Raw genomic sequence first — 14,675 nt, forward strand, 5'->3', positions numbered from 1 at the left:
TAAAAAAAAAAAAAACCCCAACCCGGCCGCGTTAGGCTACGTGTTGCGTCAACAGCCTGAACGTGTGACAATGTCACACGCGCTTCACTTATCCGACAACGATATTGACAAGTTTGCCAGGGACGACGATGACCTTGCGGACCGTCTTCCCTTCCGTGAACTCTTGGACGCGTTCGTTTCCGAGCGCTTCTGCCTCGAGCACTTCTTTTGAAGCGTCACGGCCAACGTGCATCTTCGCGCGAAGTTTCCCGTTCACTTGGATGACGACTTCAATCGTGTCACTGACGAGTTTTGACTCATCGAACGTCGGCCAAGCCGCATACGTCAAGTCTTCCGTCATGCCGACACGCTCCCACAACTCTTCGGCCAAGTGCGGCGCGACCGGCGCGAGCATCTTGATGAAGGCGAGCATCTCTTGTTTCGGAAGCGTCTCTTGCTTATACGCTTCGTTGATGAATACCATGAGTTGCGAGATCGCCGTGTTGAAACGGAGTGCCTCGTAATCTTCGGTCACTTTTTTCACCGTCTGATGATATGTGCGTTCGAAGTCGGCCGTCGGAGCGCCGTCTTCGAGTTTTGTCTGTTCGAAGAGACGCCAGACGCGGTCGAGGAAGCGACGGGCTCCGTCAAGACCGTTCGTCGACCAAGCGATCGCCGCATCGAGCGGGCCCATGAACATTTCGTAAAGTCGGAGCGTATCGGCTCCGTGCGACTTGACGATATCGTCCGGGTTGACGACGTTGCCTTTTGACTTCGACATCTTCTCATTGTTCTCACCGAGGATCATTCCTTGGTTGTACAGCTTTTGGAACGGCTCGTTCGTCGGGACGATGCCGATATCGTAAAGCACTTTGTGCCAGAAACGGGCGTAAAGCAAGTGGAGCACCGCATGCTCGGTACCGCCGATATACAAGTCGACCGGGAGCCAGCGCTTGAGTTTCTCAGGGTCGGCGATCATGTCTTCGTTATGCGGGTCGATGTAGCGGATATAGTACCAGCAGCTGCCGGCCCATTGCGGCATCGTGTTCGTCTCGCGACGACCTTTTTCACCGGTGACAGGGTCTGTGTACGTCAACCACTCATTAGCGTTGGCGAGCGGTGATTCCCCTGTTCCAGACGGTTTAATCTCATCGATGATCGGGAGCTCGAGCGGGAGGTCCTCGACCGGTACCGTCTTCAGTGTGCCGTCTTCCATGTGAACGATCGGAATCGGCTCGCCCCAATAACGTTGGCGGCTGAACAACCAGTCACGGAGACGATACGTCGTCTTCGCACGGCCCGTCCCGGCAAGCTCGAGCTCTTCGATGATTTTGGCGATGGCGTCAGCTTTGTTGAGGCCGTCGAGACTGCCTGAATTGACGTGGACGCCGTCCTCGACGTAAGCCGCCTCATCCAAGTTGCCGCCTGTGACGACTTCGCGGATCGGAAGGTCGAACGTCTTCGCGAACTCGTAATCGCGCTCATCATGTCCCGGTACGGCCATGACCGCACCTGTCCCATACGTCGACAAGACGTAGTCGGCGATCCAAATCGGGAGTTTCTCGCCGTTGACCGGGTTGATGGCGTAGGCACCCGTGAACACGCCCGTTTTCTCTTTGGCGAGGTCGGTCCGTTCAAGGTCCGTCTTCTTCGATACTTCTTCGATGTACGCTTCGATGGCTACCGCTTGTTCCGGCGTCGCAATCGCCTTGACGAACGGATGCTCCGGCGCGAGCGTGACATACGTCGCTCCGTAGAGAGTATCAGGGCGCGTCGTGAACACCGTCACGACTTTTTCATGGCCATCGACTTTAAAGTCGACTTCGGCCCCGACCGACTTGCCGATCCAGTTGCGTTGCATCTCTTTCACGCTCTCTGGCCAATCGAGCCCTTCCAAATCATCAAGCAACCGTTCCGCGTATTCCGTGATGCGGAGCACCCACTGTTTCATCGGGACACGGTATACCGGATGATTCCCGCGCTCTGACAGACCGTCGATGACTTCTTCGTTCGCGAGTACCGTGCCGAGTGCCGGGCACCAGTTGACGGCAACTTCATCGACATAGGCGAGGCCGCGGTCGTAAAGTTGCGTAAAGATCCACTGCGTCCACTTGTAGTATTTCGGGTCGGTCGTGCTGATTTCACGGTCCCAATCGTACGAGAAGCCGAGATCTTTCAACTGACGGCGGAACGTCCCGATGTTGCGCTCTGTGAACTCACGCGGGTCATTCCCTGTATCGAGGGCGTACTGCTCGGCCGGAAGACCGAACGCGTCCCATCCGATCGGGTGCAGGACGTTATAGCCTTGCATCCGCTTCATGCGGGCGATGATATCCGTTGCGGTGTAACCTTCCGGGTGACCGACGTGAAGTCCGGCTCCTGACGGGTACGGGAACATGTCGAGGACGTAGAAACAATCTTTATCCGGGTCTTCTGTCGTCCGGAACGAGTCTCGCTCTTCCCAACGTTTTTGCCATTTCGGCTCGATGTCTTGATGTTTAAAATAACTCAAAATTCTTCCTCCTCTGCATAATAAAAAGCCTTCCGCCCCGGTAATGGGACGAAAGGCTTGAAAGCTTTCCGCGGTACCACCCATGTTGCATTTCTGCCACTTGAGACGCCGATAACGTGGCGTAACTCCGGTTCTCCCTACTCTTCGTTCAGGCGAACTGCTCCAAGGCGAGTTCTCATGGTCCATATACCGGTTCACACCACCCACCGGCTCTCTACAATACAGACGACACGATACTATTCCTTTTCATCGCGATTATTTATCTCACTTCTTTATTCTATCTCAAGATAAAAAACCGCGTCAACGTCAACTTTCCGTCACGTCTTGATTTGTTTCATCGTCGAGATCGTTTTGACGGCGAAGAAGGCGATCAAACCGAACCCGACTTTGTTCACCAAGTCGGCCACGTTGTAAATCAATTCACGCACCAATTGCACTTCGACTCCTGTCGCAAACAGCGTGACGGCATAACCGATCGGGTAAATCGCCCAGCCGATCAAAATGAACAGCCGCATATTGAGGAGCGCTTTCCGAATCGGTGCAGGCGATGATTCGGCCGCTTTCGTGACGTTCGTGAACAGAAGGTAGATGATATAAATCCACGCCAAACAGCCAATCAAATATCCCCATAGTCCGAGTTGCGTGAAGCCGCCGTTCAAGTTGATTGAGGATTCCCCGAGATACCCGGCGACGATCATGATCACGTCCGCGACAATCAGCTTCGTCAACAACCCCGACTTCATCTTTCCTTTCAGACTGAGCAAGAGCGGAAACTTGACGAGCAGGAGCGGCGTCGTGACGAGCCAGTCGATATACCGTATCTCCGTCGGGAAGCCTGTGATCTCTGACAACAACCCTGTATCGCCGACCGCGTCTTTCATGAAGTAATAGTGAATCGCGGCGACGAACGTGACGAGTGCCGCGACGGTCGCGACCGAACGATATTCCGGGTCCAAACTGTTCCGTTCCACTAAAAAGTAAAGCGTCGCTGCTGCCATCCCGACAAAACCGACCCAAAACATATACTGTGTCGCCAACACGAGCAAATTGACTTCTTCGTTCATTCTGTCCCTCTCCTTCGCATGAGAACAGACTAAAGACGACAACTGATTTTATGTGAAAGGATCCTTTACTTTATTTTATAGGAAAGAACAAGCATGCGACGCGTTTGAAAATGCTCCCGATATGCTCATTGTTCCGATGTTTGACGATTCAGTGAACTCGCTTTCGTGAAGAAGAATAGACCGGTCGAACTTAAGACGATGAGCAAGACGAAGACCGCATTCATCCCCATCACATCATACAATAGACCTGATAACGTCGGACCGACCATCCGTCCGACCGAAGCTGCGATATTGACGAGCCCTTGATACTGACCGGCTTTTCCTGGAGGCGCGAGTTTCGCGGCGATCGTCGGAACGGCCGGCCAGATGAACATCTCCCCGATCGTCATGACGATCATCGCCACCATGAACATCGAGAACGCACCCGCGAACGGTACGATCGCGAACGCGGCGAGGAAGATGACACCGCCGATGACGAGTTGACGTTTCAAGTCGTCTTCAAATTGTCGGAGCATCCGGTTAAGGAGCGGTTGTGCGAACACGATCATCGCCCCGTTCACCGTCCATAAAAGTGAATACTGGCTGATGCTGACGCCAAGCCCTTGCGAATGGACGGCGATCGTCCCTTGCCATTGGACGTACACGAACCAGAGGACGGCATAACCGATGGCAACATACCACATCGATTTCATCGTCGCACCTGACAACGTCGTCGCAGCGGCCTCGAGTTGAGACTGAACGACCGGGCGACCCGGGTTCTTCAAGTAACGGAAGCCGAACAAGAGGACGACGACGAACAATACCGACAAGAAGAAGTTCGCATAGAAGATCCACTCGATGTTGATGCGTGCAACTTGGCCGCTCATCGCCGTCCCGAGGGCGACCCCGACGTTTTGGGCGACGTAAATCGCGTTGAAAGAGCGGCGCCCCCCTTCTGGCCAAATCAAACCGGCGAAAGCGTATACGGTCGGAAAGACGAGACCGCCCGAGAAGCCGATCATCCCGAGCCAAGCTAAATAGCCGAAGAACGTCGCGTGGAACAATAAGAAACCAAGCGAGCTCGCAAGCAACAGCGTGACCGAGATGACGAGCGTTTTCTTGCCGCCGAGCCGGTCGAACAACGTCCCGCCGATATAGTTCCCGGCAATCGCGAGCGCCGAGTTGACGAGCAATGCGACGCCAGCGAGTGTCATCGATTCACCGAGATGACCGTTGATATACAGTGTGTTAAAAGGCCACAAAAAAGACGCCGCCGTCGTGTTGAGCGCCATCGCAATGACCAGAATCCAAATAGAAATCGGCATTTTATTGTTCACGCCAACTCCTCCTTCCTTTATAAACAATAAAAATTCGGCACGGTGGCCGAATCTGAAATAAGTCCTTCTCCAAGCTAACGGAACCGTGTATAACTGTCAAGAAAAAGTACTCATTCTGAAGTTTATGAACGACTTGCTTGTGATAGCATGAGCAAAGAAGGAGAGGATGACCATGAACCACCCATTTGGCGAAGCCAGATACAACAAATTGAATGAAGCGTATCGTCGCGAATACGGCGGAAAAGTATTCAAAGTCCCACTCGACGGAGGCTTCACGTGCCCGAACCGGGACGGTCTCGTCTCTCGAGGCGGCTGCACGTTCTGTTCTGACGATGGGAGCGGAGATTTCGCGGGGAACGCCTGTGACCCGATTTCGGTCCAGTTCGCAGAAGGAAAAGCCCGGCTGCATCGTAAATGGAAAGACGCGCGCTATATCGCTTACTTCCAAGCGTTCAGTAACACGTACGCCCCTGTCGAGCGTTTGCGTGAACTGTTCGAGCCGGCACTTGAAGAAGAAGGCGTCGTCGGTCTGTCGATCGCGACACGTCCTGACTGCCTTCCGGATGACGTCGTCGACTACCTCGCCGAGCTGAACGGACGGACGTCTCTATGGGTCGAGCTTGGACTGCAGACGATTCACGACAAGACCGGCAAGAAAATCAACCGCGGCCACGACTACGCGACGTTCCTAGACGGGTTGGCCAAACTGCGGCGCCACAACATTCGGGTGTGTGTCCATATCATTAACGGACTTCCGGGAGAAACGACGGAGATGATGCTCGACACAGCCCGAGAAGTTGCTAAAATGTACATACAAGGAATCAAGATCCATTTGCTCCACGTCTTGAAACAGACGCCGCTCGCACGCCAATACGAATTAGGTTTGCTCAAACTGATGGACGAGAAGACGTACGTCTCACTCGTCTGCGACCAGCTGGAATATTTGCCTGAAGATGTCATCGTCCATCGATTGACGGGCGACGGTCCGCCCGACTTGTTGATCGGACCGATGTGGAGCCGGCAAAAGATGGCTGTCTTGAACGCCATCCACGCCGAATTGGAGCGCCGCGATTCCTTCCAAGGAAAAAAGAAGGATGAGAGATATGGGATTAATGAGAGTGTTACCGTTCGCGAAACATCTGTTACGTGAACACGCCATACCTGGAACGGTCGCCATCGACATGACGGCCGGAAACGGGCATGATACGTTATTTTTAGCTGAACTCGTCGGAGACGGCCATGTGTATGCGTTCGACGTCCAAGAAGCTGCGGTCCTCGCCACTCGGCGACGTCTCGAGGAAGCTGGGCTGATGGAACGCGTGAGCGTCATCCATGACAGCCACCATACCGTTCAAGACGTTGTGACGGACGAGACGCGTCCGATCACGGCAGCTGTTTTCAACCTCGGTTACTTACCGGGAAGCGACAAGACGGTCACGACTTCCGGGAAAACGACGATTGACGCCATCGAACAGTTGCTTGCTGTCATGGCAATCGGCGGGGTCATCGTCGTCGTCATCTACCACGGGCATGACAGCGGCAAAGCGGAGCGCGACGACGTGCTCGCCTATGTGGAAGCACTCGATCAAACGAAAGCCGGGGTGCTTCGTTACGGCTTCATCAACCAAGTGAACCATCCGCCATTTATCGTGGCGATTGAAAAACGGGCATGACAAAGGCGACTCTACTCGAGTCGCCTTTCCTTATTCTTGAATCAATTCATAAAACGTCAATAGCGTCTCGGCGAACTTCGTGTTCAACCGTTCATATCCGAAATGCGGGAAACCTTCGAGTCGGCGGATGTATACTTGGTCGCCGCCGATCTTTCGGCAGACGTTCAGCGTCAGTTTCACATCGGCAAAGCGATCGTCCGGTGCGTAAAAACAAGCGAGCGGCAACCGCGGCAAATGTTTCTTCTCTTCCTGATGTTCGACGATCTCTTCTTCGATTTCCCGATACTGGGCGTAGGTGATTTCTCCGAACCGTGAAGCTTCTTCTCCGCCTCCTGTGAACGTCATCATGCCGAGCGGCAAATCGGGACGGAATCGGTCGACCGCGCTGGCGACGGCTTGTTTCAATCCGCCGATTTGGCGAGACGCATGCCAATCAAACAACGGTGAGATGTACGTCAAGCTGCCGAGCGGCACATCGTATTCTTGCAACAAGCGGTTCGTCAAGAGCGCTCCTAGGCTGAACGCGACGACGTGAATCGGCACTTTGTACTGGCCCGCCTCACGAAGCGTCTTCTTGATCAGTTGCTTATGCTCTTCCGCCGTGATTCCGAGCGCTTGGCCGCTCACGACGAGTACTTCATAGTCTACGCTCAAGCGTTGCAAGAACGCTTCGCTGACGCGCGACGAGAACTGGAGCGGATAAACGATCACGATGACCCCTTTTCGTGATGTTTCTTCATATGTCATGCTGTCACCTCATTATTAGTATGTCTGTTTAATTCTAACAAAAAACATCAGCCGCGACTGATGTTTGTATGAAAATCCGTCTGGAGTCTTAGCGCGGATCATAGCGCAAATGGATGAGTTCCATCGGTTGGTCATATACTTCTTCTTGGATCCGGTTCAACTCGATAAAAGATTGGTGGTTCAAGAATCCGATCGCCTGCTCGTTCGAGCTTTCGACGTACAGTTCGATCGGTTGCGTCTTCCGCTCCTCTAGATGCGTCAGCAACTCTGCCCCTAACCCTTGACGGTGATGGGCCGGGTGAAGATAAAGACGAAGCACTTCCCACATATCGCCCCGGTCGATGGCGTGGTAAAATCCGATGACGTCGCCGTCAGACTCGCCGACGATGAACAACTGTTCTTTCGCTTCCTCACTCGAACTGATGGCTCGGACGATCTCTTCGAGCTGATAAGCCCGTTCCATAACTTTCGATCGGACGTCGTTCGATACACTCGTCGTCGCGAGCGCGATTTCTCGAATCAACGCGGCATCTTCCGGCACGGCTTCCCTCATCTTCATGACAGCTTCCCCCTTTTGGCCAATCTAGTACTATCATTCCCTCTCCCGATAAAAATATCCTGCTGTTTCATTACTTTTTCATGTCGAATTCGGATGGAACGTTACTTTCTAATTTGACAAGGGTATAAAGGTACCAATGCCAACTTACAAAGGAGTGTTTTTATGCAACCACCATTACAAAATGACACACAAGCCAACAACCCGAACCGCCAGTTTGACCAGCACGAGTCGGGCGGTCCAAAGATCAACGTCGTCACCGGTATGTTGCTCGGCGCGCTCGTCGGCGGTCTGATCGCTATGCTTAGCTCATCGAACCGTGAAAACACGAAACAGTCGCTCACGAATGCGAAAGCTTCGGTCGGCGGACTCGTCGACACGGTGAAAGAAGATCCGGCCGGCAAAGCGTCGCAAGTGATCGATCAAGTGAAATCGGCCTCAGGGATCATCCAAGAAGTCGCGACAGACGTACAGAACGTGTACGAAAAAGTCGCCGGTGAAGCCGATACGGTCAAGCAAGACGTGAACAAAGTCGTCGAGACGGCGCAAGAAGCAAAAGCCGACCTGCAAGAAATCGGCGAAAAAGTCGTCGAGGCGAAAGATACGGCTCTCGGGCAAGAAGATACATCGACTGACCAAAAATCACAAACGTAAAAAAAGACGACCTTTCACGAGAGAAAGGTCGTCTTTCATTTGGTTAAGCGAAGCGTTTCGCGCCTTCTTCAAGCACTGCCGCTTTGTCCGTCTGCTCCCAAGGGAGTTCAACGTCCGTACGACCGAAGTGGCCGTAAGCTGCTGTCTGCTTGTAGATCGGGCGACGAAGGTCGAGCATCTTGATGATGCCGGCCGGACGGAGGTCGAAGTTCTCACGGATGAGTTCAACGAGCTCTGTCTCGCTCAATTTGCCAGTGCCGAACGTGTCGACCGCGATCGATACCGGGTGAGCGACACCGATTGCGTACGCGAGTTGTACTTCCGCTTTGTCAGCAAGGCCTGCTGCGACGAGGTTTTTCGCCACGTAACGAGCCGCGTATGCTGCTGAACGGTCAACTTTTGTAGGATCTTTCCCTGAGAACGCACCGCCGCCGTGACGAGCGTAGCCGCCGTACGTATCAACGATGATTTTACGTCCTGTGAGACCTGCATCACCTTGTGGCCCACCGATTACGAAACGGCCAGTCGGGTTGATGAAGTATTTTGTGTCTGCATCGATCAATTCAGTCGGGATGACTGCGTCGATGACGTGTTTCTTAAGATCCGCTTGAATTTGCTCGAGCGTGATCTCTTCAGCGTGTTGTGTCGAGATGACGATCGTGTCGATGCGGACCGGGTTGTTGTCTTGATCGTATTCGACTGTCACTTGCGTCTTCCCATCCGGGCGAAGGTAAGCGAGCGTACCGTTCTTGCGGACTTCCGCCAAACGGCGTGACAATTTGTGTGCGAGCGAGATCGGGAGCGGCATGAGTTCCGGTGTCTCTTTCGTCGCATAACCGAACATGAGACCTTGGTCTCCGGCACCGATTGCGTCGAGCTCTTCTTCAGTCATCTGACCTTCACGTGCTTCGAGTGCTTGGTCGACACCTTGGGCGATATCGACTGATTGCTCATCGATCGAAGTGAGGACAGCACATGTCTCTGCGTCGAAACCGTATTTCGCACGTGTGTAGCCAATCTCACGAACTGTTTCACGAACAACTTTCGGGATATCCACGTAAGTTGATGTTGTGATTTCACCTGCTACAAGCACGAGACCTGTCGTGACAGATGTCTCAGCCGCAACGCGGGCGTTTGGATCTTCAGCTAAAATCGCGTCCAAAATCGCATCTGAGATTTGGTCACAAATTTTATCCGGATGTCCTTCCGTGACGGACTCCGAAGTGAAAAGACGACGGTTTAAGTTTGCCATTTCGAAAAACCTCCTATAATAAGGGTGATGTGTGGACGGTACTCGTTCCCCTTACGCGTTGCTTTGGGACGGTAATGAAAAAAACCTCTCGCCACGTTCAATGGGAAAGGTTGAATCGTTCTTCCTTACCCTCTTATCGTTCGAAGCTTACGCTTCGCTTCAGGATAGCACCTTTTCCGAAAAACTTTGACAAATCGGACGGTTGCTGGGCTTCGTAGGGCCTTGTTCCCTCCACCGCTCAGAATAAGAGTATCCGTTACGAAGACCATCATATAAATGCCGTACCGTTCTGTCAAGCGTATCGACCGAATTCGTAAAACTTTTCACGAACTCGCTAATAGTTATGTTTGTGAAATAACAAACATTTTTTTGTCCGTTTCCGTTTTTGTACTATGACCTGGTACAGAATATGTTAGAATGACAGTGTAAGAAAGCGCTTACTTTACAGAATGAATTAACTCTTGTTTTTGATTAGTGTGTCACATATAATAAAAACGTCATACTAATCAATCGCGGAAGTATGCGGATTTCATCCACATCTATTTAGGGGAAAGGTGGGATTCGGGATGGCGACAACGCTCCTGAAAATCGAAGAATTAATTAACGGTACCGATGTATTGCGGAACTTGACGGTTCCGCAACTGGTGGAAGAGGCCATTCGCAACGGGGAAGGTGTACTGACGAAAGACGGGGCTTTATCAGTCAGTACCGGCAAATTCACAGGACGGTCACCAAAGGACAAATTCGTCGTGAAAGATGAAGTCAGCAACAACTTGGTCGACTGGGGTCCAGTCAACCAACCGATCGCCGAAGAAAAGTTTTCGGCACTGCTCGACAAAGTGCTCACCCACCTCGAGACGAAAGACAAACTTTACTACCTCGAGGCGTCAGCCGGGGCTGACGAACATTACACGTTACCGGTACGGGCCATCACTGAATACGCATGGCACAACTTGTTCGCCAAGCAGTTGTTCTTGCGGGAATGGCCGACTGCTGGCGCCTTCGACCCGTTCACGGTCATCTACGCGCCGAGCTATAAGGCCGACCCGGCTGTCGACGGGACGAACTCTGAGACGTTCATCCTCGTCTCGTTCGCCAAACGCACGATTCTGATCGGGGGAACAGAATACGGCGGCGAAATTAAAAAATCGATTTTCTCGGTTATGAACTTCCTGTTGCCTGAGCAAAACGTCCTCTCGATGCATTGCTCGGCGAACGTCAATGACGCAAACGAGACCGCGCTCTTCTTCGGCCTGTCAGGGACCGGCAAGACGACGCTGTCAGCTGACACGGAACGCCACCTCATCGGGGACGACGAGCACGGCTGGTCACCGGACGGCATCTTCAACATCGAGGGCGGCTGCTACGCGAAGACGATCAACTTGTCGCGCGAGAACGAACCGCAAATCTATGATGCGATCCGCTTCGGGTCACTCATCGAAAACGTCGTGTTGAACGATGACCGGTCACCGGACTATAAAAACATCTCATTGACAGAGAACACGCGAGCGGCTTATCCGATCAACTATATCGATAACGCCATGCTCCCATCGCGAGCCGGTCATCCGAACACGATCGTCTTCTTGACGGCCGATGCTTACGGGGTGTTGCCTCCAATCAGCAAGTTGACGAAAGAACAGGCGATGTATCACTTCCTCTCTGGTTATACGTCGAAATTGGCCGGTACCGAGCGCGGTGTCACCGAGCCGCAAGCGACGTTCTCGACTTGCTTCGGCTCACCGTTCTTGCCGCTCGCACCGGAGCGCTACGCTGACATGCTCGGCAAGTTGATCGAGAAACATGATGTCGACGTCTATCTCGTCAACACGGGCTGGACGGGTGGCGCGTACGGAGAAGGATCACGCATGAAACTTCCTTATACTCGGGCGATGGTGAATGCGGCCGTCAACGGCGAACTTCGTGACGTCGAGACGATGCGGCACGACATCTTCAACGTGGAAATCCCGCTCGATATCCCAGGCGTACCAAAAGACGTGCTCAACCCACGCGAGACGTGGAAAGACGGCGAACGTTACGATGCCGAGGCAAAAGCACTCGCTCGTAAATTCCAAGACAACTTCAAGCGATTCACAAAAGCGAGTGAGTCGGTCGTCGCGGCCGGCCCGATCGTCTTCTAACCACAAAATGACTAGTGCCCCGAGCGGCACTAGTCATTTTTTGTCGTCTTCTCGAGCATCCAATCCATCGCCCGTTCCGTCGTCTCCCACTTCTTCCAAAATGGCAGTTGGTGGGCATACGGCACGACCCACAGTTCGGCTTGATCCCCGAGCTTCTCGGCGACTGCCGTCGCGTGACGCAGCCGCACTTGCTCATCGTCGGTGCCGTGAATGAGCAGCGTCGGTGCTTGCCATTCCTTAAACAGTGGTGACCGCTCGACATACGCCTCTTTAGCCGTCTCCGGATCTCCCCCGGTCATGCGGCGAAGCATCTTTCGCATCGTCCGTTGCTCCTCATACGTCCATGCCAGATTTGTCACACCCGCCCATGAGGTGACCGAAGCGAGCGGGCGCGCTGCGGCCAAGGAGAGCGCCATCATGCCGCCACGTGAGAAACCGAGCGCGTGGATCGTCGGGCATGTATCGTTGACCCGGTCGTACAATGACAACACGTCTTCTAAATCGTCTCCTCCAAAATCTTCTTTCCCACTGCCGCCGTGGTTGCCGCGATAGACCGGCGCGACGACGTGGAAGCCGCGGGCGGCGAATTGCATCAAGCGAGGAAGCCGGACGTCACCGATTCGGCCCGTCCCGCCGCGCAAATAGAAGAGGACTTGTCCGTTCGGACGTTTCGGCGTGATCGTATACGCGACGACATCCTCGCCGTCGCGCGTCTCGTACCATCCACGATGGACCGGGTATCCAGCGTAAGGCGGGAGCACCTCGACCCGGTCAAACCATTTTTTGGGCATGGAGCACCTTCATCGTTTCCGGGAGCACCCGGTCTTTCATCATGAAGCTGTATTGGTGATTGCGGAGCAAATTTTTCGGCAACTCATCGAGAAGAACGGCGCCGTCCGTCTCTTCGATGGCCGGATGATCCTCGAACCGTTCGATGACGGCGAAGTAGATGTTTTTAATGACCGTGTCCCCTCGTCCGAGCACCCGGTATTGCCCGAGATAATGGAGCGACTCGACGATGCCCCCGGTCTCTTCGAACACTTCGCGGATTGCCGCGTCATCTTCATGCTCCCCAGGCTCCACTTTTCCCCCAGGAAATTCGAGACCTCGCTGTTTATGTTTCGTCAAAACCCATTTGTCGCCGTAACGGGCGACGACCCAGACGTGGAGCGGCTTATCTGAGAACGGATAGTGGGTGAAGCTCAACTCGACTTGATTATGATAGTAGTCCGTGAATGTCAACATAGTCCATCCCTTTCTTTCCCGTGTCTACTCTCACTTTACCTTGTCTCACCCTAGTTTCAAACAAAAAAATCGGTCCACCGAGGTGGACCGACTTGGATTCGTTACTTCAAACGCTTTTCAAGCTCTGCTTTTTGCTCTTCATAGCCCGGTTTTCCGAGAAGCGCGAACATGTTCGCTTTGTATGCTTCAACACCCGGCTGGTTGAACGGGTTCACCCCGAGGATGTAACCGCTCATCGCACATGCCTTCTCGAAGAAGTAGAACATGTAGCCGAGGTGGTACGGCGTCATCTCCGGCAATTCGACGACGAGGTTCGGAACGTTTCCGTCCGTGTGGGCGAGGAGTGTTCCTTCTGCCGCCTTGTCGTTGACGAATTGGATTGTCTCGCCGGCAAGGAAGTTCAAACCGTCAAGGTCTTGCGCGTCTTCCGGTACGTTCATCGTGTGGCGGACGTTCGTGACACGAATGACCGTTTCGAACAAGTCACGGCGTCCTTCTTGGATGTATTGTCCCATCGAGTGCAGGTCTGTCGAGAAGTCGACCGCCGCCGGGAAAATCCCTTTGTTGTCTTTTCCTTCTGACTCGCCGTAAAGTTGTTTCCACCATTCCGAGACGTAATGGAGAGCCGGCTCATAGTTGACGAGAAGCTCAATCGACTTCCCTTTCGCGTACATGGCGTTACGGACGACCGCATATTGATACGCTTCGTTCTCGCTTAGCTCAGGTGAGCTGTATGCATTCTCTGCGTCGCGCGCACCTTCCATGAGGGCGTCGATGTCGATGCCGGCAGCGGCGATCGGAAGCAGTCCGACTGGCGTAAGGACCGAGAAACGGCCGCCGACGTCATCCGGAATGACGAACGTCTCGTAGCCTTCAGCGTCAGCGAGCGTCTTGAGCGCTCCGCGAGCCCGGTCTGTCGTCGCATAAATGCGGTCACGGGCGCCGTCTTGACCATACTTCTCTTCCATGAACTGTTTCAACACACGGAAAGCGATGGCCGGTTCAGTCGTCGTCCCTGATTTCGAGATGACGTTGACCGAGACGTCTTTGTCTTTCAAGACGTGAAGCAACTCTGTCATGTAAGTTGACGAGATGTTATGTCCGGCAAAGAACACTTGCGGCGCTTGGCGCTCTTCTTTTGACAACACGTTAAAGAACGAGTGTTGAAGCATCTCAATCGCCGCGCGGGCACCGAGATAAGAACCGCCGATTCCGACGACGACGAGAACGTCCGAGTTGTCACGGATCCGTTTCGCTGCCGCTTTGATGCGGGCGAACTCGTCCGTATCGAAGTTCGTTGGAAGGTCGACCCAGCCTAGAAAATCACTGCCCGCCCCACTGCGGTCGTGGATGACCGAGTGAAGTGCTTTTACCGTTTCTTGCATTTGATCGATCTCATGTTCCCCGACGAAAGACAGGGCGTTAGAATAATCGAAACGTACAGTTGACATATCATTTCCTCCTTTAAATCGCTCATCAAAGAGCCATACATGACTCATCATAAACGGAAACGCCGGATTCGTTCAATCATTATTGCAA

Annotated in this window: 13 protein-coding genes, 1 riboswitch and 1 other annotated feature; of the genes, 4 read left to right on the forward strand and 9 right to left on the reverse strand. The window is 53.4% G+C overall.

The window, feature by feature from the left end; all coding sequences use genetic code 11:
• Window positions 1–88 precede the first annotated feature (88 nt).
• The 3 genes from leuS to JJU47_RS06830 form a co-directional block, all read right to left on the reverse strand.
• The gene (gene leuS / locus JJU47_RS06820) at window positions 89–2,491 is read right to left on the reverse strand and encodes a leucine--tRNA ligase (protein WP_228617494.1); all 2,403 of its coding nucleotides are present in this window, start codon (window positions 2,489–2,491) and stop codon (window positions 89–91) included.
• A gap of 41 nt (window positions 2,492–2,532) precedes the next feature.
• Window positions 2,533–2,750, reverse strand: a binding site (T-box leader).
• Between the two features lie 58 nt (window positions 2,751–2,808).
• Complete coding sequence (locus JJU47_RS06825) at window positions 2,809–3,555, reverse strand: bacteriorhodopsin-like (RefSeq protein WP_024371316.1); 747 nt, start codon at window positions 3,553–3,555, stop codon at window positions 2,809–2,811.
• Window positions 3,556–3,680: 125 nt separating this feature from the next.
• A complete protein-coding gene (locus JJU47_RS06830) occupies window positions 3,681–4,871 on the reverse strand; it encodes an MDR family MFS transporter (RefSeq protein WP_228617497.1) in 1,191 nt (396 codons plus the stop codon).
• 166 nt (window positions 4,872–5,037) lie between these two features.
• On the opposite strand from JJU47_RS06830, the gene mnmL reads away from it, so the two are divergent.
• Window positions 5,038–6,021 (forward strand): tRNA modification radical SAM protein MnmL/YtqA, encoded by a 984-nt coding sequence (gene mnmL, locus JJU47_RS06835; RefSeq protein WP_483298121.1) that lies wholly within the window; start codon window positions 5,038–5,040, stop codon window positions 6,019–6,021.
• A complete protein-coding gene (gene mnmM, locus JJU47_RS06840; RefSeq protein ID WP_228617501.1) occupies window positions 5,975–6,544 on the forward strand; it encodes a tRNA 5-(aminomethyl)-2-thiouridylate-methyltransferase MnmM in 570 nt (189 codons plus the stop codon). The genes mnmL and mnmM overlap by 47 nt, the downstream gene beginning before the upstream one ends.
• A 30-nt stretch (window positions 6,545–6,574) precedes the next feature.
• On the opposite strand, the gene JJU47_RS06845 is transcribed toward mnmM, so the two are convergent.
• Together JJU47_RS06845 and JJU47_RS06850 are read right to left on the reverse strand one after the other, a co-directional pair.
• Window positions 6,575–7,291, reverse strand: coding sequence for an alpha/beta fold hydrolase (locus JJU47_RS06845; protein WP_228617504.1), 717 nt, complete (start codon window positions 7,289–7,291; stop codon window positions 6,575–6,577).
• An 88-nt stretch (window positions 7,292–7,379) separates the two neighbouring features.
• On the reverse strand, window positions 7,380–7,850 hold the full coding sequence (locus tag JJU47_RS06850) for a GNAT family N-acetyltransferase (RefSeq protein WP_228617506.1): 471 nt from the start codon (window positions 7,848–7,850) through the stop codon (window positions 7,380–7,382).
• 162 nt (window positions 7,851–8,012) lie between these two features.
• Here JJU47_RS06850 and JJU47_RS06855 point away from each other — a divergent pair, with 162 nt between their 5' ends.
• Window positions 8,013–8,501 (forward strand): hypothetical protein, encoded by a 489-nt coding sequence (locus tag JJU47_RS06855; protein ID WP_228617508.1) that lies wholly within the window; start codon window positions 8,013–8,015, stop codon window positions 8,499–8,501.
• Window positions 8,502–8,544: 43 nt separating this feature from the next.
• Here JJU47_RS06855 and metK read toward each other — a convergent pair whose 3' ends face one another.
• The gene (metK, locus tag JJU47_RS06860; protein WP_228617510.1) at window positions 8,545–9,753 is read right to left on the reverse strand and encodes a methionine adenosyltransferase; all 1,209 of its coding nucleotides are present in this window, start codon (window positions 9,751–9,753) and stop codon (window positions 8,545–8,547) included.
• Between the two features lie 130 nt (window positions 9,754–9,883).
• Window positions 9,884–10,003, reverse strand: a riboswitch (SAM riboswitch).
• 316 nt (window positions 10,004–10,319) lie between these two features.
• Between metK and pckA the strand changes: the two genes are divergently transcribed.
• Window positions 10,320–11,891, forward strand: a complete 1,572-nt coding sequence (gene pckA, locus JJU47_RS06865) for a phosphoenolpyruvate carboxykinase (ATP) (protein ID WP_228617512.1) — start codon at window positions 10,320–10,322, stop codon at window positions 11,889–11,891.
• A gap of 29 nt (window positions 11,892–11,920) precedes the next feature.
• On the opposite strand, the gene JJU47_RS06870 is transcribed toward pckA, so the two are convergent.
• The 3 genes from JJU47_RS06870 to JJU47_RS06880 form a co-directional block, all read right to left on the reverse strand.
• A complete protein-coding gene (locus JJU47_RS06870) occupies window positions 11,921–12,682 on the reverse strand; it encodes an alpha/beta hydrolase family protein (RefSeq protein WP_228617514.1) in 762 nt (253 codons plus the stop codon).
• Window positions 12,663–13,136 (reverse strand): RNA deprotection pyrophosphohydrolase, encoded by a 474-nt coding sequence (ytkD, locus tag JJU47_RS06875; RefSeq protein WP_228617517.1) that lies wholly within the window; start codon window positions 13,134–13,136, stop codon window positions 12,663–12,665. The genes JJU47_RS06870 and ytkD overlap by 20 nt, the downstream gene beginning before the upstream one ends.
• Before the next feature lie 101 nt (window positions 13,137–13,237).
• Window positions 13,238–14,587 carry a glucose-6-phosphate isomerase gene (locus JJU47_RS06880; protein WP_228617519.1) on the reverse strand — a complete coding sequence of 450 codons (1,350 nt, stop codon included), beginning with the start codon at window positions 14,585–14,587 and terminating at the stop codon, window positions 13,238–13,240.
• Window positions 14,588–14,675: the final 88 nt, after the last annotated feature.

The sequence above is a fragment of the Exiguobacterium sp. genome (genome assembly GCF_020832205.1).
Lineage (GTDB): Bacteria > Bacillota > Bacilli > Exiguobacteriales > Exiguobacteriaceae > Exiguobacterium.